The sequence below is a fragment of the Mesorhizobium sp. WSM4850 genome, from assembly GCF_055811735.1.
The window spans coordinates 44,713-61,886 of the sequence record NZ_JBVVPV010000002.1; the positions used below are offsets into that span (position 1 = coordinate 44,713).

The window sequence follows — 17,174 nt, forward strand, 5'->3', positions numbered from 1 at the left end:
TGGTGCCAAGCTGGAACACCTCATCCGACCGAGCTTCGCTCGGCCACCTTCTCCCACAGGGGGAGAAGGGGGAGCATCTATATGCCGAGCATCGACTTGGCTTGGTTGAGCGCAGCCTCCGACCCTGCATGATCGCCGGCGGCGTGCAATTTCTCGCCTTGGGCGCGCAGTTCCTTGACTTTGTTCATGTCGGCCTCGGCCAGCGTCGCGGTCGGCAACGCCGCGTCGATCGCGGCCATGATGGTCGGGCATGAATTTGCAAAGGCTGCCGCAGGAACGACCGCCAGGAAAACCGCGAGCGAAATTGATCGTAACATGGACGTTTCTCCCTTGCCGGAACGCGCAATTTCGCCGACCGGCGCAGGAATGGTACAGCGAATGCCCGAAGCTGCCAATCGCGATGATGCCGCTGGGTTGAGACACGCTGCCGTCGGCCGGGCTTTTTCTCCTAGTGTCTGAACCTCGCCGCGGCTGGTCGCCACCAATCGTCACGTCCGAAGCCGACGCCACGTTCGCGGCAATCGTCAGATCGCCGCAAAATCCTTCGACCAGAGCGGATCAGGTGGGCTGAACGGATTTGACATTGCCTTCGGTATCGACAAGGCAGCTTGTCTTCTTGCCGCTGGCATCGAGTTCGACCCGATAGGTTGTGGAATCGATCTTGCTCGACGAAACCGGAAGTATTTTGCTGCTGTCGGCACCGCTCGCCTTGGCGGCTGCGTCGGCGCAAAGCAGCTGAAGGTCGGCCGGGGCCGTCTCGACCTGGGTCCTGGACATCTGGTCCTGAGGCGGCGGCGGCGGCGGCGTGCTGATGCAAGCGCTCAAGGCCCCTGCCAGGAACCCAATTGCTGTTGCCCGGATCGAAGTTCTCACTGCAGGTTTTGCCGACATTGCTTGTCCCTCTCCGAATGCCGCTTCACACACCCCGGCTTCACACACCCCGGCTTCAAACACCCTGGCTTCAAACACCCTTGTAAAGTGCCGCCCCCTGCATGAGAACGATGACCTTGGCCCCAACCTTGACGCGTGATGCCAGGTCGGTGATGTCGTCGTTCCGCATCCGGATGCAGCCTGATGACACGTCGAGCCCGATCGTCCACGGCTCCGGCGTGCCGTGTATCCGGTAGATCGTGTCCTGGTCGCGCTCATACAGATAGAGCGCCCTGGCGCCGAGCGGGTTGTCGGGCCCTCCCGGCATGCCTCCCGCATGTTTGACAGCATTCGGATCGCGAGCGACCATTTCGGCCGGCGGCGTCCAGGTCGGCCATTCCGCCATGCGGCCGACGCGCACGATTCCGGCCCATCCAAAGCCTTCCCGGCCGACGCCAATACCGTAGCGCATGGCGCGCTGACCCGGCTGCACAAGGTAGAGAAAATGCTGGTTGCCGTCGATGATGATCGTACCGGGCGCTTCCGCGGTGCGGAACTTGACCATCTGCGGGCGAAACGCCTCTGGCACCTGATTATGCGCGGCATAGTATTTGCGCGCCTTGGCGCGGTCGTAGTCCACCCATTTGCGGGTTTTTGGATCGAAAACCTGGGTTCCAGCAGCCAGCGCCGCCACCGCGACAAGACCGAGCGCTACCGCGACAGTTGCCGTCAGGCAGCGCCGCTGGAGAGCGGTGCGTCCCGCGATCGTCAGCTTTCCGGTCATGGATTTGCCCACCCTTGCACCCGAGCGCCTTGCGCGGCGACCCATTGTTTGGCGTACTCGTAAGGATCCTGGCGCTCCACCTGGAGCGCATAACTCATCTTGGTGGCGTCCTCGGGCTTGAGGGCGACCCGTTCCAGGAACGCGACCACCTCAGGATATTTCTTGCGCAGCGAGGTGGCGTAAGCGATGTGGAAATGTGCCGAATCCCATGACACCGGCGCCCTGGACTTCGAGACCCAGAGCGGGTCCTCGGAAGGCAGCACGATCTTCCACTTTGCCGGGTCAAAAGGCGGCTCGGCAAGCCGGACAATTTCGTGCAGTTCAAACACGTGATGCGGCGCATAGCAGGCAAACACCATCGGATGAGCCGTGGCAACCGCGGCATCGACAGCCGCCATTCCGACATCCTCCGGCGTCTCCAGCAATGTCATTGTCTCGGCGTAGCCATAGCTGTTGGCGCGGACACGCTCGATCGCCGTCGAGGACCAACCCTCGGCGCCAATCCAGAGTTCTCCGCGTCCGTCCCGATCAGTGTCCAACGCGGCGGTTTTGCGCGGGTCGGTGAGATCCGAAATGTCGCGAATGCCAAATTTGTCGGTCGTTTCGCGGGTAGCGCATATGCCTTGCCATGCCGGCACACCGATGGGACTGATGGCTACCGTGCCGGCGCCGTCGACATACTTCTTCACCAGATTGTCCAGGTTGGGCAGCCAGATTTCGGGATGAATATCCACCTCGCCCGAATCGAGGCCGGCAAAGGCAATAAGCGTCCCCATCTCGCGCACATCGGCATCGAGCCCGAAATGTTGCTTCAGGCTTACCTTGAGAATGTTTGCCGTCGCCTGGCCCGACGGCCAGTTCGGCATCGCAATGACGAGATCAGCCGCGTGGACCGGGATGTTTACCGCCAGCATCAATGCCGCAAGCGACATTCTCCGCAGGCACTGCCGCAATCGGTTGTGCATTTCTTTCCCCTCGCTTCGGTGCTGAAATGAACCGGGACGGGAACAAATTGTCTCGGCAAGCACCGGGTTGTGACAGCAGCCCAATGGTCTGACGGCAACTGCTGAAGGTGCAGCAGTGCATTCGCCAAGGAGAGCGCCGTCACATGCCGCCCCTGCACGCTACTCGATGACATTCCGTATGGGAAGATGCTCAGACACGGCCGCCGCGCGACAACCTCAGAGATGTCCGCAGGCATGCGCCTTAAGAACCAGGGGGCGTATCAGGACTCCTTGTTGGGTGAGGTCATTCGCAAGGCGACAGCTTTGTGTAGCAGCCGATGACCCGGAAACCTATGGTTTCCAGGAAATCAAGAGCTTACAAAGGGATTGGTGCCCAGAAGAGGACTCGAACCTCCACGCCTTGCGGCACACGGACCTGAACCGTGCGCGTCTACCAATTCCGCCATCTGGGCTGGTGCGCGCTCATTAAGCGGGCGAGGCATGAGTGTCAACGCGCTTTTTTGAAAGGCGCGAACCACTGCCGGCTTACCCCTCCAGCACTTCCTTGGATGCCACCGTCGAATCGGCGTTGAGCCTGTAGATGACCGGCACGCCGGTGCCGAGCTCTAGTCTGACGATCTCCTCGCCCGACTTGCCGTCCAGCGCCATGATCAGCGCGCGCAGCGAATTGCCGTGCGCCGCCACCAGCACCGTGCCGCCGCGCAGCACATGCGGCTGCAGGTCGTGCAGATAATAGGGCCAGACGCGCGCGCCGGTGTCCTTCAGGCTTTCGCCGCCGGGCGGCGGCACGTCGTAGGAGCGGCGCCAGACATGCACCTGCTCCTCGCCCCATTTCTGGCGCGCGTCGTCCTTGTTGAGGCCGGAGAGATCGCCATAGTCGCGCTCGTTCAGCGCCTGGTCGCGGATGGTCTCGAGATCGCTCTGGCCGACCGCGTCGAGAATGTGCTGGCAGGTCTTCTGCGCCCGGATCAGCGACGAGGTGAAGGCGATGTCGAATTTCATGCCGCGCGCCTTCAGCTTGGCGCCCGCCTTCCTGGCCTCGGCGTGGCCCAGCTCGGTCAGGTCGACGTCGCGCCAGCCGGTGAAAAGGTTCTTCAGGTTCCATTCGCTCTGGCCATGGCGCACGAGCACGAGAGTTCCCGACATTTTTGCTCCTTAGGTTTGGTGGATGAGATCGTCTCAGGCGAGTCCGAGCACGTCGCGCATCGAATACAGTCCCGGCTTCCTGCCGCGCGCCCACAGTGCGGCCTTGACCGCGCCGCGGGCGAAGATCGCCCGGTCCTCGGCGTGATGGGCAAGCGTGATGCGCTCGCCGGTGCCGGCCAGCACGACGCTGTGGTCGCCGACCACCGAGCCGCCGCGCAGCGTGGCGAAGCCGATCGAGCCGGTCTTGCGCACGCCGGTATGGCCGTCGCGCGACCGCACGCTGTTCCCGTCAAGATCGATGCCGCGCCCGGCGGCGGCGGCTTCACCGAGCAGAAGCGCCGTGCCCGACGGCGCGTCGACCTTGTGCCGGTGGTGCATTTCCAGGATCTCGATATCGAAATCGTCGGCATCGAGCGCGCGCGCCGCCTGCTCCACCAGCACCGCCAGCAGATTGACGCCGAGGCTCATATTGCCTGATTTGACGATCGTCGCGTGGCGCGCCGCAGCAGTGATCCTTGCATTGTCGTCCGCCGAGCAGCCGGTGGTGCCGATGACATGGGCGATGCGCGCCTGCGCCGCGTAGCCGGCGAATTCGACGGTCGCCGCCGGGCTGGTGAAATCGAGGACGCCGTCGGCCCTGGCGAAAGCCGGCAGCGGATCGTCGCCGATCACAACCCCGATAGTGCCGATGCCGGCCAGTTCGCCGGCATCCTTGCCGAGATGCGGCGAGCCGGCCCGCTCGATCGCGCCGGCGACGCGGGCGCCCGGAATGGTATGGGTGGCGCGGATCAGCGCCTGGCCCATCCTTCCGGCCGCGCCGACCACCACCAGGCCCATTTCATTGACGTCGTTTGTACCGCTCATAAAGTTCTCCCGACCGCCTTCTTCGCGCGTTGCCCCGGAGTTTGGATTGGCTTGCCGTCGTCGACAAGCCCCAGCCCCTTGTTGCCCTGCACCCGGTGGAACCGGGCATAGACGCTGTGCGGGTCGGCCATCAGCGAGGCATGCGTGCCCTGCTCGACCAGCCGGCCCTGTTCCAGCACGATGATATGATCGGCATTGACCACGGTCGACAGCCGGTGCGCAATGACGATGGTCGTGCGCCCCGCCATGATCTGGGTCAGCGCCTGCTGGACGCGCGCTTCCGCTTCGTTGTCGAGCGCCGAGGTCGCCTCGTCGAGCAAAAGGATCGGCGTCTGCCGCACGATGGCGCGGGCGATCGACAGGCGCTGGCGCTGGCCGCCCGACAGCGTCAGGCCGCCTTCGCCGACAGGGGTGTCATAGCCCTGGGGCTGCTGGCGGATGAAGCCATCGGCCTCGGCCTGTTGCGCGGCCAGCTCGATCTCGGCGTCGCTGGCGCTCAGCCGCCCGTAGCGAATGTTGTCGCGAATGGTGCCTTCGAACAGATAGGGCTGCTGCGAGACATAGGCGATGGAGCGGCGCAGCGACTGCTTGGTGACTTTCGAAATGTCCTGGCCGTCGACCTCGATGCTGCCTTCGTCGACATCGTGGAAACGCTGCAGCAGCGCCACCAGCGTCGACTTGCCGGCGCCCGAGGCGCCGACGATGGCCGTCATCTTGCCGGCGGCGGCAACGAAGCTGAGATCCTGCAGCACCGGGGCGTCGGCGACATAGCCGAACGACACATTGTTGAAGCGCACCTCGCCGCGGGTGATCTTCGCTTCGGCCGCTCCGGGCGCGTCGCCCTGCTGCGGCTCGAGGTCGAGCAACTCGTAGATCATGCGTGCATTGACCAGCGCCCGTTCCATGCCGACTTGCATGCGCGCCAGCCGCCGGGCCGGGTCGTAAGCAAGCAGCAGTGCGGTGATGAAGGAAAACACCGCACCGGGCGGCTGGCCGCTGACGGCTGCCCGGTAGCCGGAATAGGCGATGACGCCGGCGACGGCGAAACCGGCCAGCATGTCGGAGATCGGCGATAACCGTTCCGAGACGCGAGCGATGCGGTTTGCCCGCTGCTCGGCGCCGGCGACAAGATCGCTGATGCGCCGCGACAGCTCGTCCTCCAGGGTAAACGCCTTGACGATGGCGATGCCTTGCGTTGCTTCCTGCATGGCGCCGATCAGCCGCGCGTTTATCTGCACGGCTTCGCGCGTGGCGCGCCTTATCCTGCGGGTCAGGTAGACGACGGTGTAGATCAGCGGCGGCCCGACCAGCAGCGACATCAGCGACAGCATCGGATCCTGCCAGATCATGACGCCGATCAGCGCGATCAGCGATACGGCGTCGCGTGCCAAGGATGTCAGCGTCATCGACAGCAGGTCGCGGATGCCGTTGACGTTCTCGTTGATCTGGGCGGCCAGCCGTCCCGAGCGCGTGTCGTTGAAGAAACCGATGCCGAGCTTCATCAGATGGGCGAAGATGCGGCGCTGGTAGCGCGCCACCAGATTGTTGCCGATCCTGGCCAGCGTCACCGCCTGGCCGTAGGTGGCCAGCCCGCGCAGCATGAAGGCGCCCAGGATCAACAAGCAGATCAGCGCGATGAGATCGCCGCGCTGCTGGTAGAATATCTGGTCGACGACATCCTTCATGATCCAGGCGGTGAAGGCGGTCGTGGCCGCAACCATCACCAGGCACAGAACGGCCAGAGCATAATACCAGCGATAGTCGCGGCCGTTCTCAGTGAGAATGCGGCGGATCACCGCCACGACCTCGCCGGGCCGGGCTTTGGCTTGGTGGTTTAGCGACTGGTTCAAGTCGGGATCGTTCCGTGATGTCGGTCCGGCTCCGCGGCCGGGTTAATTCGGCAATCCTCTTAGCGCCCCGGTGCCGGCTTGCCTATGGCCGAGGCCGGCAAAAACTCTGTGGGGTCACGCCCGCCAGCGTCGCCCCGCCGTCTGGACGCCGAACAGCGATGGGTTTCTGGCAAAGGCGGCAAGGCCGGAAAGCGCTGCCAGCGGATGGGTGATCACATAGACCGGCATGGTGCGCATCAACTCGCTGTGCGGCGCCTTGTCCTCGAAGGCGGCGCGGAAATTGCCGGTTTTCAGCGCCGGCAGGATTTTCTGCGCGATGCCGCCGGTCAGGAAAACGCCGCCGCGGCTCATGAACACCAGCGCAAGGTCGCCGGCGGTGCGCCCCAGGCAGGTGACGAACAGCGACAGCGCTTCCTCGGCCACCGGATCTGACTTCGCCAGCGCCGCGGCGGTGACCTCGGCCGGCGTGGTCAACGGCGCCGGCTTGCCGTCCGCCTTGGCCACCGCCCGGTAGGCATTGACCAGGCCGCGCCCGGACAGGATCTGTTCGCCGGAGATTCTGCCCTCGAGCTTCTCGATATGCGCAAACACCTGGAAATCGCGCGGCGAGCGCGGCCCGATATCCATGTGCCCGCCCTCGCCGGGCACCGGGATCCAGTGGTTCAGCGCGTGCACCAGGCCGGCGACGCCAAGCCCGGTCCCGGGGCCGAGCACCACGCGCCCGGCATTCGGCTCCGGCGCATCGCCGCCGATCATTTCCATATGCTCTTCGCCGAGCGCCACGACGGCCAGCGCCTGCGCCTCGAAATCATTGAGCACCACGACGTCGCCGAGGCCGAGGCTGGCAAACATCTTTTTCGGCTTGACGATCCACGGGCAGTTGGTGAGCGGGATCTCGTCGCTGTCGACCGGGCCGGCCACCGCCAGCACGGCGGAGTTGGGCCGCATCGACGAGCGGTCGAGCACCGCCGCCTGGATCGCCGCGTCGATCGTGTTGAAATTGGCGGTCTGGACGATCTGCGGTTCGGTTGATTCCGAATCCGCGTCGAGCACGATCGAAAAGCGCGCATTGGTGCCGCCAATGTCGCCGATCAGGACCGGAAACTGCAGCACGGTGTCGTCGTCTGGCATGCTCTCGTCCGTCCCGGTTCCCAGTGGCGTTCCGTTCTTTCGTTGACTACCGCATGACCCGGGAAAGGGAAAGTCGCTTCAGGGTCAGTTCCGGAGCAATCACTTCCGGTCCGAATTTCGTACTAACCTCATTCAGCGTTGGCGCTGCCCCTCACCTGCCTGCCGGCATCCTCTCCCCGAATAGTGACGGGGAGAGGGACGCTCTTGTCACCGGTTTCGCCAATCACCAGCGTCGCAGGCAGGGCGCGAAGGCAGCGGCCAGCCCGAGAAATGCCCGGCAGGGCAATGAGGGGCGGCGCCGACCCCAACAGTTGGCTGTTGGCCTCAATACCCCGGCCGGGGTCGCGGCAGCGGAATGCCGATCTCGGGCGTTTCGGCGTAGGCGTTGGCCGTGGCCGTGGCCGGGAGGGCTGCCGCGCCGCTTGCCGATGCCCGCGCCGGCGACGGAGCCTTGGTGAGAACGGGTGCAGCCGCGACCGGCACCCCGTCGCCATGATAGTCGCCATAATAGGTGACCGCCTCCGCCGAAGCCGGATTTGGCCCGTCGAGCACGGCCTGGCATGCTGCGGGCAGGCTGGCCATCGTCATCAGGTCGCGCGCTTTCGGCCTGTCCGGGTTCTTGTTCGGGCGCCACGGCTCCTCGGTGAACCACCATGCCAGCGACTGGTCGCAGCCGTCGCCTGGCGCGGTGTTTTCCTGCGCCTTGCATTTGGGCGAGCCGGGCTGGCAGCCGATGCGGATGTGGAAGTGATAGTCGTGGCCCCAGAACGGCCTTACCTTGCGCAGCCATCCACGGTCGCCTTTCACCGTGTCGCATAGCTTCTTCTTGATGCCGGGATTGACCAGGATGCGCTCGACTTCCGCATAGCTTGCCGCGCGCTTCAGCAGCCGCGTATGCGCCGGCGCCCAGAGCGCATCTTTAACCAAATGGGTCTTTTCGTCGACAAGCAAGGTGGCGCTCATGTTTTCGCGCTGCTCGAGCGAAAGCTTGCGGTCGGGCATTGGCGTCAGCCAGATGTCGGCGTCGAGGCCGATCTGGTGCGAGGCATGGCCGGTCAGCATCGGACCGCCGCGCGGCTGCGAAATGTCGCCCACCAAAAGGCCGGGCCAGCCATCGGCCGCGGCGTCGCGCGACAGTCTCTCGATCAGCGCGATCATCGTCGGATGGCCCCAGCGGCGGTTGCGCGAAGGCCGCATCACCTCCCATTTCGGGCCGTTCAGGGGTATGGCGACGCCGCCGGCAAAGCAGCCCTTGGAATAAAAACCGATCGACTGCGGCAAAGCCACGGCCGGCAGTTTTTTGGCGCCGAACAGGTTTTTCGCCAGTTCCTCGGCCGCCGCAGGTCGCGCTGCAAGCCCCGCCAAGGCGAGGACGGCGAGTGCTGCTAATGCATGTCGCCCAAAAGTGCGCAGCGGTTTTGGGACAACGACATGCGTAAACAGAAATCTAAAGCGCGTTGCGACGAGCTTCAGCAGCAGCGATTTGCCGGGCAATGGTCGCTTCAACATCGTCATGAAAGCAGAACCCCTCTGCAAATTGGTCGAATCATATCACGCCCGGCGCGCGATTTCGATCACGACCGCTTCATCGGGCTGCGCGCGTCGCCATCGCGCCAGTTGCCCAAAACCCACATATGGTCGAAGGCCGACCGGTAGTCGGGAAAGCGGAAGCGATAGCCGGCCGCCTTGATCGCCGTGTTGGCGACACGCTTGTTCTCGCCATAGAAGGACCGCGCCATGGGCGAAAGTTGGGCGGTCTCGAACGGAATTTCCGGCGGCGGTGTGACGCCCATCAGCCCTGCGGCATAGGTGACGACGTCCTGCGGCGGCGCAGGCAGGTCGTCGGTGACGTTGAAGATGCCGCCGCTGATGTCCTCGAGCAGATGCCAGAGCGCCCCGGCAATGTCGTCGCAATGGATGCGGTTGAACACCTGGCCGGGCTTGATCAGCCGCCGCGCGGTGCCGTTTTCCAGATTGACCAAGGCATTGCGGCCCGGCCCGTAAATGCCGGAAAGCCGCAGGATCGCCACCGGCCGGGCGATGTCTCGACCCAGCTTCAGCCAGTCCTGCTCGGCGGCGACACGCAGCATCGAGCGCTTCGACAGCGGCCTGCATTCGGCGGTCTCGTCGACCCAGCCGCCGCCATGGTCGCCGTAGACGCCGACGGTGGAGAGATAGGCGATCCATTCGAGCGCCGGCATCTTCGCGATTGCCTGGCGCGCCGCATTCAGCACCGGGTCGCCGGCCTCTTCCGGCGCCACCGAGACGACGAGGTGGGTTGTTTTCTCGAGCGCGTCGCTGATTTCAAGCGTCAGCGCGCCATCGAAAAGCAGCGGCTGGATTCCGGCTTGCCGCAGCGCTTCGAATTTCTCCGCTGCGCGTGTCGTGCCAAGGATCGTGCCGGCATCCTTGCTGGCGCGGGCAAATGCCTTGCCCGAATAGCCGGCGCCGAAAATGAGGATCTGCTTCTCGCTCATGCATGCGCCTCGATCTGGTTTGCCAGCGCCAGGCGCCATTCGCGTCGCACGGCCTCGTCGCCTTCTGCTTTCACCGCAGCGGTGGCCGATTTGGCGAAATCCGAAGCCGGCACAAGCCGTGACAGCGCCCATACCGCTGCGCCGCGGACCAGCGGCGAGGCGTCACCGAGCAGCGCACGCACGGCGTTTCCGAGCGAGGGTTCGCCGGAATTGCCGGCGGCGATCAGCACGTTGCGGACAAAGCGGTCGCGACCGATGCGCTTGACCGGCGAACCGCTAAAGAACGACCGGAAGGAAGCGTCGTCGAGCGCCAACAGATCGGCGAGCGGCGGCTCGCGCAAGTCCGCGCGGGCGACGAGCTTTGCCTCGGACGCTGCCCGGGCAAACTTGTTCCATGGGCAGGCGGCCAGGCAATCGTCGCAGCCATAGATGCGGTTGCCGATTTTTTCGCGGAACTCGTGCGGGATCGGCCCCTTGTTCTCGATGGTGAGGTAGGAGATGCAGCGGCGCGCATCGAGCCGGTAGGGAGCCGGAAAGGCGTCGGTCGGGCAGGCGTCGAGACAGGCGCGGCAAGAGCCGCAATGGTCGTCTTCGGGCGTATCGGATGCAAGCTCGGCGGTGGTGAAGATGGTGCCAAGGAACAGCCAGGAGCCGTGCTCGCGGCTGACCAGATTGGTGTGCTTGCCTTGCCAGCCGAGGCCGGCGGCTTCTGCCAGCGGCTTTTCCATCACCGGGGCGGTGTCGACGAACACTTTTACGTCGCTCCCAGAGTGCCCCACGATCTTGCCGGCGATCTCTTTCAGCCGGCCCTTCATCACATCGTGATAATCGCGGTTCTGCGCATAGACGGAGATCGCGCCCCGCTGGCGCTTGCCCAGCACCGCGCGCGGGTCGTGGTCCGGCCCGTAGTTCATGGCCAGCACGATGATCGAGCGAACTTCGGGCCAAAGCGCCAGCGGCTCGCCGCGGCGTTCGAGCGTCTCGGCGATCCAACCCATCGAGCCGTGGAAGCCGTCGGCGACGAATGCGGCAAGCCGGGCCGGCGCCTGCGGGATGGCATCGGGCGTGGTGACGGCAACGGCATCGAAACCGGCGCGCCGCGCCTCGCTGTCGATCAGCGCGCGCAAGTTTTGCGATCTAGAAATCGAGGTCCGCATAATGTGACACCGGTGACAGGCCGCGCACCCGGTCGGACAAAAGCGGCCGGAACGATGGCCGTGATTTCACCCGTGCATACCATTCGCGCGCGGCAGCGTGTTCGCGCCAGTCGATCTCGCCGAGATAGTCGAGCACGGACAGCGCAGCCGCAGCTGCGAGGTCGGCATAGGTGACCTTGCTGCCGGCCAGCCAATGGCGGGTGCCGGCCAGCCAGTTGGTGTATTTCATGTGCTGGCGGATGTTGGCGCGCGCGGCGCGGATCGCCGCCGAATCGGGCGAGCCGCCGCCCGCCGTTTCCGGCATGATCGGCTTCAGCACGCGCTCGCGCACCAGGTGCCGCGTCACCTCGCTATCGGCCTTGCTGAGATACCAGTCGGTCAGCCGGCGGATTTCGGCGCGCTCCATCGGGTCCTCGGCGAACAGCCGCTTGTCGCGCTTGAGCACGCCGCGCGTCTCGTCGAGATATTCGCCGATGACCATGGCGCCGACGATCGGCACGTCGCCCTCGGCAAGCAGGATCGGCAGCGTGCCGGCCGGGTTCAGCGCCAGGAACTCCTTGCGCCGCATCCACGGCTTTTCCTCGATCAGCGCCAGTTCCTCGCCATACTCGCCGAAAGCGAGGCGAACGAAGCGGCAGGTGGCGAACATCGGGTGGTGGAAAAGCGTCAGCATGGTCCCGCGATAATAGAGCGCACTGGCAAATCGCCGGCTGCGCCGGTAAGTCTTGGCCGCCCCGATTCAGGGGGCCGCCCCGATTCAAAGGGCCGTCAGGGTGCTGCGACCTATAGGAGGAGTTCCGCGCCATGACAAGCAAGCCGTTCTTCAAAGCTCTCACTCGAACGCCGAGGTTTCCATGGAAAGCCAGACCATTGTCGAAGCGCTGCTGCTCGGCATGATCGAGGGCATGACCGAGTTCATTCCGGTCTCGTCGACCGGCCATATCCTGCTTGCCGGTCATTTTCTCGGCTTCCATTCGACCGGCAAGGCCTTCGAGATCCTGATCCAACTCGGCGCCATACTGGCGATCCTCAGCGTCTATTTCCATCGCCTGTGGCAGATGCTGGTCGACCTGCCGCGTGATCGGGTGACGCGGCATTTCGTTCTCGGCATCCTCGTTGCCTTTCTGCCGGCGGCCGTCATCGGCGCGCTGGCGCATGGCTTCATCAAGACGGTGCTGTTTGAATCGCCGAGGCTGATCTGCGTCATGCTGATCATCGGCGGCCTGGTCCTGCTGTGGGTGGATCGGTTCAAGCCGAAGCCGCTCTATCACGACGTCGAGCGGTTTCCGCTCCGGCTCTATCTGCAGATCGGACTGTTCCAGTGCCTTTCGCTGATCCCCGGCACGTCGCGTTCCGGTTCGACGATCGTCGGCGCGCTGCTTCTGGGCGTCGACAAACGCGCGGCTGCGGAATTCTCCTTCTTTCTCGCCATGCCGACGATGGTCGGCGCCTTCGCCTTCGACCTGTTCAAGAACCGCAATGTGCTGACCAGCGCCGATCTGCCCATCATCGCCGCCGGTTTCATCGCCGCCTTCGTCGCGGCGCTTATCGTCGTGCGCTTCCTGCTCAACTACGTCTCGCGCCACGGCTATTCGCTGTTCGGCTGGTGGCGGCTGGTTATCGGCACCGTCGGCCTGGCGGCGCTGTTCGTCCGGGGGTGAGGCGGCACGCTTATTTTGTCGCCAAGGGCTCTAGTTGTTCGTTTGGCCTAACAATGTCGGCTGATGGTGGGGGACGACCAGCGTAGACCCGCCCCTCCAACCCAAGCCGTCGTCGCGGGGTCGTTCTCGCCCGCTTGAATGCATCTGATGGCCGAATCGACTGTGTTCACCACTCTTCAGAACTTTTTCACGCCGATATCATGACTTCGAACGAGCCCTCGCGTCCTCTCTCCCACGACGTTCCCACACGGTTCGGGCGTCGAACTGAGGAGATAAAGGGTGATCAACCGCATCTTGGGAGTTCTCGTGATCGGCGCCGCGACCACCGCGTCCGCTGGTGATGGTCTGAGCCGCCACATTCTCGAACGGGCAGCAAGCTGTTGGCCTACGCAGACGGCGATGCGCGGGATCAGCTTCAGTGCAGATGTCCACGTCAGCTTCACCCGCGAGGGGCACGTCAGTGCCATCCAGATCGTCGACGTAGCGCCGCAGACCGAGACGTTCAAGGGCTTGGCCAGGGATTTCGCGGATGCATTGAAGCGCTGTGGTCCGTACGTCACCGAAGGCAAGAGCGAAATGAACCTCAATCTCTCATGGCCGCTGTAAACGCAGCGAAGTGCTGCTACTTCGTCACCGAGAATTCATAACGCTTGAAGCGAGGCAGCAGGATGTATTCGTTCGGGGCTCCGGGTGTGACGCTCAGGTTGCGGAACACGGCGCCACAGCCCGTCAGTTTACGCGGATAGGCGGTGCACAAGCTGTCGCCCTGCACCCACATTCGACCGGTCACGACCTCCTCACCAACTGTTCGGGTCACGCTGCCGTCTGCCGCAATCACAGCATGGTAAGCCAAGACATCGGGCAGAACCTGGCGTCCCGTCAGCTCGTGTCCGATCATGAGATTGCCGATGTCGACGCCATTCATCCGTTCAGCGGAGTCGGGTTCCATTCCGGCAGGAAGCTCAGAAACTCCTGCCTTCCTCAAGCCATCGAGCAGGCGAACGATATCTTCCTGTCGCTTGTAGACGAAGAACTGCTGCGCGATCAGCAGGTTCGGCTGACCCTCCTGCCTTTCCGACAGCACGCTTCGGAGCTGCTCCAGGGCTGAGGCCGCTTCCGCCAGGCGATCGAGATGCGCAAGCGCTGCGACAAGAACATGCAGGCCGTAGAACTTCGTCCAGGGATTGGGCGACCGAACATCGACCTGCTCAAGCTGGGCGACCGCCTCCTCGTAGCGGCCCTGGCCGAACGCCGCCAAGCCAGCCTGATAGTGTCGCCACTCCGTCCACCCGGGATCGACGCGTAGGGCCGCCTCGAGAAAGGTTCGCCCCTCAGCCGGCCTGCCGTTGAAGATGAGGGCCTGGCTCAGCCCTTCGTAGGTCCAGGAATCGCTCGGGTCGAGCGCTATCGCCTTTTGCAGGGCAGCCACCGCCTCGTCGGACCTATGCTCCCGGACCAGAAGCTCGGAAATCAGCTGATAGTAACCGGGCGACGGATTTCCGGCAGCGATGGCCAGATTGCCGTAGAGCTCATCGTCGATCTCGGTCCAACCAAGCCCTAGGGCCTGTCTCCTCGCGTCGTCGGCATCCCAGTGGAGCCATGCCAATTCCGCGGCCGCCGCGCCGAAATCGGCATCCAGCGCCAGGGCCTGGCGCAGGTAGCGAGATGCGTCCACGGTGCCTGATGGTGTATCGGTTCGTCGCGCCTCGATAGCGCGCCGAAAAGCCTGGTAAGCTTGCGGATCGTCAGTATCGCCGGACACGGCCAGGTTTGCTTTTCCCGGGACGAGCTTTAGCTGCAGCGCGGCGACAATCTGACCGGTCACCTGGTCCTGGAGCTTGAACACATCGCTGAATGGACCTTCGAACCGCTCGGCCCAGATCTGGCCAACCGTCGAGGCATCGACCAAGTGCGCATTGATGCGCACTTCATCGCCGAGACGTCGAACCGAGCCCTCCAGCAGGTAGCGGACGCCGAGCTCTTTCGCGATCTTCGCCGGCGGCAGACCGCTGTTGCGATATGCACGCGCGGCATTGTGCGAGACGACGAACAGGCCGGGAACGCGCGCCAGCTCTGTCGTCAGATCGTCCGCGAAACCGTTGGCAAGATAGGCCTGCTCCTCGGCTTCGCTGAGATTTGCGAACGGCAGAACCGCGATCGAGAGCGAGGTCGGCACTCCCGCGTCAAATGTAGGCCTCCAGATGAACGCCGCGACTGCGGCAATGATTGCCAGTACAGCGCTTACAAATATCAGGCTTCGCCGGCTTTTGGTCTCGTGCTGGTCAGGGGAGGCAGTGCCGTGAACCTGCGGGTAGCGATCGTGAGGTATGCCGGGCGCTTGGCTTTCGGGGACAAAGCGATATCCCCGTCGCGCGACTGTCTTGAGCAGGCTCTGCTTCTCGTCGCCGATGGCTTTCCTGATTTCGCTGATGCACTGGGAAAGACTGTTTTCCGTCACCGCGATGCCGGGCCAGACAGCGTCCAGGAGCTCCTCCTTGGTCACGACACGGTTGGCGTTGGCGACCAGATGCTTCAGCACCGCGAGCGATTGAGGCCTCAGCGGGACATCTTCACCATGCTCGCCGTGCAGGAGACCGGCGTCGAAATCGAACTCGACACCGTTTAGAACAAGGCTCGGTGGATTGACCAGGTTCAAGGCTGCTCTCGATCATCGTGCTGATCGTTCGGGCGGCATGTTGCTCGGCAGGCCGCCTTTGACTTGAGAATCGGCGCCTGTCGCCGAAAGTCAACCAGCGTTTGAAAGTCGGCGCTGCTTCCCGGGACGAAACCTTCGCGCTGCGATCGCAAACGTCCGGAAATTCACGACCGAGCCGGCTGGCGCATCGACTTGGATTATGCCGCGATGGAGCGTTCTACGTGGAATGGTCAGTGCGCTGCGATCCGGATGCCACCGGCGACTTCCAGAGCCTAGCTCCGCCCGTAAAAAACGTTCTCGACATGCACCGGCCAGCGCCACGGCAGCACCGCGACCATGTCGAAGCGCACCGACAATCTGCCATAGTCGGACTGGCGCGACAGCCAGAGATCGGCGGCGCTTTCGATGCGGCGCTCCGATTCGCAGCGAACAGCTTCCATCGCTTCCACCAGCGTGCGGCGCGCCTTCACCTCGACGATCAGCACCAGGTCGCCGCGCCGCGCGATCAGGTCGATCTCGCCGAACCGCGTGCGGTGGCGGCGGGCCAGGATCCGATAGCCCTTCACCATCAACGCCGCAGCCGCCAGCCACTCGCTGCGGTGGCCGCGCCGATAGGCCCGCTGGCGGCTGCCGACCGGGCGATCAGCCATTGCGGGCTTTCCCGGTGTCGCCCTCTTTCCCAGTGTCCTTGAGTTCGAGCAGCCGCCGGTAAAGCGCCTGTTTCTGGCCGCCGGTCATCTTGGCGGCTTCCGCCGCCGCCTTGGAGGCCGGCATCTCGGCGGCAAGCGAAAGCAGAAGCCGGTCGATGTCGGCCGGTTCGTCGGCCGTTGCGTCCGACGGGCCGACGCAGATGACGATCTCGCCCTTCGGCGTGTCGGCCGCCGCGTAATGATCGGCGAGCGACTGCAAGCTGCCGGTCCGTATCTCCTCGAAGGTCTTGGTCAACTCGCGACCGATCGCGGCCTTGCGGGCGCCACCCAGCGCCTCGACCATGGCACAGAGCGTCTCGGCCAGGCGGCGCGGCGATTCGAAGAAGATCAGCGTCGCCGGCACGGTTTTAAGCGCTTCCAGCCGCGTCAGCCGCTGGCCGGTCTTCACCGGCAGGAAGCCGGAGAACAGGAAGGCGTCGGAGGGCAGGCCGGAGGCCGTCAGCGCCGCGAGCGGCGCCGACGGGCCGGGGATCGGCACGACGCGAATGCCCTGGTCGAGCGCTTCGCCTACCAGTCGGTAGCCCGGATCGGAGATCAGCGGTGTGCCGGCGTCCGAGATCAGCGCCACGCTCTGCCCTGCCAGCAAGGCTGCGATCAGCTTTGGGCCGGCCTCGCCGGCATTGTGCTCATGATACGCAGTGGTGCGGCGGCGGATGCCGTAGCGGTCGAGCAGCACGCGACTGACACGCGTGTCCTCACAGGCGACGATGTCGGCTGCGGCGAGCGTTTCAAGCGCGCGTAATGTGATGTCGGCGAGATTGCCGATCGGCGTCGCCACCAGGTAGAGCGCCGGCTCGAGTGGCCGGGCCGGTATCTCGGTCTGGCCGATCACGTAGCTGCGTTTTGCCGACTCGCCGGTCACCGGTGTCCCCCGTCAGGCTCTGACCTTGAATGCATTCGGCT

General features: G+C 64.4%; 17 protein-coding genes, 1 tRNA gene and 1 pseudogene. 2 read left to right on the forward strand and 17 right to left on the reverse strand.

Annotation, left to right across the window (positions count from 1 at the left end; genetic code table 11):
* Positions 1–77 precede the first annotated feature (77 nt).
* The 13 genes from AC0L2Z_RS03160 to AC0L2Z_RS03220 form a co-directional block, all read right to left on the reverse strand.
* Positions 78–317 carry a hypothetical protein gene (locus AC0L2Z_RS03160; protein ID WP_023803696.1) on the reverse strand — a complete coding sequence of 80 codons (240 nt, stop codon included), beginning with the start codon at positions 315–317 and terminating at the stop codon, positions 78–80.
* 241 nt (positions 318–558) lie between these two features.
* Positions 559–777, reverse strand: a complete 219-nt coding sequence (locus tag AC0L2Z_RS03165; RefSeq protein WP_036263676.1) for a hypothetical protein — start codon at positions 775–777, stop codon at positions 559–561.
* Positions 778–961: 184 nt separating this feature from the next.
* A complete protein-coding gene (locus tag AC0L2Z_RS03170) occupies positions 962–1,654 on the reverse strand; it encodes a L,D-transpeptidase (RefSeq protein WP_473626682.1) in 693 nt (230 codons plus the stop codon).
* Positions 1,651–2,619, reverse strand: a complete 969-nt coding sequence (locus AC0L2Z_RS03175; protein WP_473626683.1) for an ABC transporter substrate-binding protein — start codon at positions 2,617–2,619, stop codon at positions 1,651–1,653. Before AC0L2Z_RS03175 ends, AC0L2Z_RS03170 begins: the two co-directional genes overlap by 4 nt.
* Before the next feature lie 367 nt (positions 2,620–2,986).
* A tRNA-Leu gene (locus tag AC0L2Z_RS03180) sits at positions 2,987–3,071 on the reverse strand.
* 73 nt (positions 3,072–3,144) lie between these two features.
* Positions 3,145–3,765: a 2,3-bisphosphoglycerate-dependent phosphoglycerate mutase gene (locus AC0L2Z_RS03185; protein WP_473626684.1), complete on the reverse strand. Its 621-nt coding sequence runs from the start codon at positions 3,763–3,765 to the stop codon at positions 3,145–3,147.
* 33 nt (positions 3,766–3,798) lie between these two features.
* Positions 3,799–4,629: a 4-hydroxy-tetrahydrodipicolinate reductase gene (gene dapB, locus AC0L2Z_RS03190; RefSeq protein WP_473626685.1), complete on the reverse strand. Its 831-nt coding sequence runs from the start codon at positions 4,627–4,629 to the stop codon at positions 3,799–3,801.
* Positions 4,626–6,479 carry an ABC transporter ATP-binding protein gene (locus AC0L2Z_RS03195; protein WP_473626686.1) on the reverse strand — a complete coding sequence of 618 codons (1,854 nt, stop codon included), beginning with the start codon at positions 6,477–6,479 and terminating at the stop codon, positions 4,626–4,628. Before AC0L2Z_RS03195 ends, dapB begins: the two co-directional genes overlap by 4 nt.
* A 114-nt stretch (positions 6,480–6,593) precedes the next feature.
* Entirely contained in the window at positions 6,594–7,610 is a 1,017-nt protein-coding gene (locus AC0L2Z_RS03200; protein WP_473626688.1) for a glucokinase, read from the reverse strand.
* A 324-nt stretch (positions 7,611–7,934) separates the two neighbouring features.
* Positions 7,935–9,125: a penicillin-insensitive murein endopeptidase gene (mepA, locus tag AC0L2Z_RS03205; protein ID WP_473626689.1), complete on the reverse strand. Its 1,191-nt coding sequence runs from the start codon at positions 9,123–9,125 to the stop codon at positions 7,935–7,937.
* A gap of 59 nt (positions 9,126–9,184) precedes the next feature.
* The gene (locus AC0L2Z_RS03210; RefSeq protein ID WP_473626691.1) at positions 9,185–10,087 is read right to left on the reverse strand and encodes an SDR family oxidoreductase; all 903 of its coding nucleotides are present in this window, start codon (positions 10,085–10,087) and stop codon (positions 9,185–9,187) included.
* Positions 10,084–11,244, reverse strand: a complete 1,161-nt coding sequence (gene queG, locus AC0L2Z_RS03215; protein WP_473626693.1) for a tRNA epoxyqueuosine(34) reductase QueG — start codon at positions 11,242–11,244, stop codon at positions 10,084–10,086. Before queG ends, AC0L2Z_RS03210 begins: the two co-directional genes overlap by 4 nt.
* Positions 11,225–11,917, reverse strand: coding sequence for a glutathione S-transferase family protein (locus AC0L2Z_RS03220; protein WP_128169289.1), 693 nt, complete (start codon positions 11,915–11,917; stop codon positions 11,225–11,227). Before AC0L2Z_RS03220 ends, queG begins: the two co-directional genes overlap by 20 nt.
* A 181-nt stretch (positions 11,918–12,098) precedes the next feature.
* Here AC0L2Z_RS03220 and AC0L2Z_RS03225 point away from each other — a divergent pair, with 181 nt between their 5' ends.
* Together AC0L2Z_RS03225 and AC0L2Z_RS03230 are read left to right on the forward strand one after the other, a co-directional pair.
* Positions 12,099–12,905, forward strand: coding sequence for an undecaprenyl-diphosphate phosphatase (locus AC0L2Z_RS03225; RefSeq protein WP_023803684.1), 807 nt, complete (start codon positions 12,099–12,101; stop codon positions 12,903–12,905).
* Between the two features lie 279 nt (positions 12,906–13,184).
* Positions 13,185–13,511: a hypothetical protein gene (locus AC0L2Z_RS03230; protein ID WP_287171831.1), complete on the forward strand. Its 327-nt coding sequence runs from the start codon at positions 13,185–13,187 to the stop codon at positions 13,509–13,511.
* A 16-nt stretch (positions 13,512–13,527) separates the two neighbouring features.
* Here the strand turns inward: AC0L2Z_RS03230 and AC0L2Z_RS03235 are convergent, their stop codons facing one another.
* The 4 genes and pseudogenes from AC0L2Z_RS03235 to rsmI all read right to left on the reverse strand — a co-directional run bounded on the left by AC0L2Z_RS03235 (position 13,528) and on the right by rsmI (position 17,133).
* Positions 13,528–14,832, reverse strand: a complete 1,305-nt coding sequence (locus tag AC0L2Z_RS03235; protein ID WP_473627049.1) for a tetratricopeptide repeat protein — start codon at positions 14,830–14,832, stop codon at positions 13,528–13,530.
* 486 nt (positions 14,833–15,318) lie between these two features.
* Positions 15,319–15,444, reverse strand: a pseudogene (locus tag AC0L2Z_RS03240) (winged helix-turn-helix domain-containing protein); the annotation flags it as partial.
* Positions 15,445–15,833: 389 nt separating this feature from the next.
* Complete coding sequence (locus tag AC0L2Z_RS03245) at positions 15,834–16,211, reverse strand: YraN family protein (protein WP_473626694.1); 378 nt, start codon at positions 16,209–16,211, stop codon at positions 15,834–15,836.
* Positions 16,204–17,133 (reverse strand): 16S rRNA (cytidine(1402)-2'-O)-methyltransferase, encoded by a 930-nt coding sequence (rsmI, locus tag AC0L2Z_RS03250; protein WP_473626695.1) that lies wholly within the window; start codon positions 17,131–17,133, stop codon positions 16,204–16,206. Before rsmI ends, AC0L2Z_RS03245 begins: the two co-directional genes overlap by 8 nt.
* Positions 17,134–17,174 lie beyond the last annotated feature (41 nt).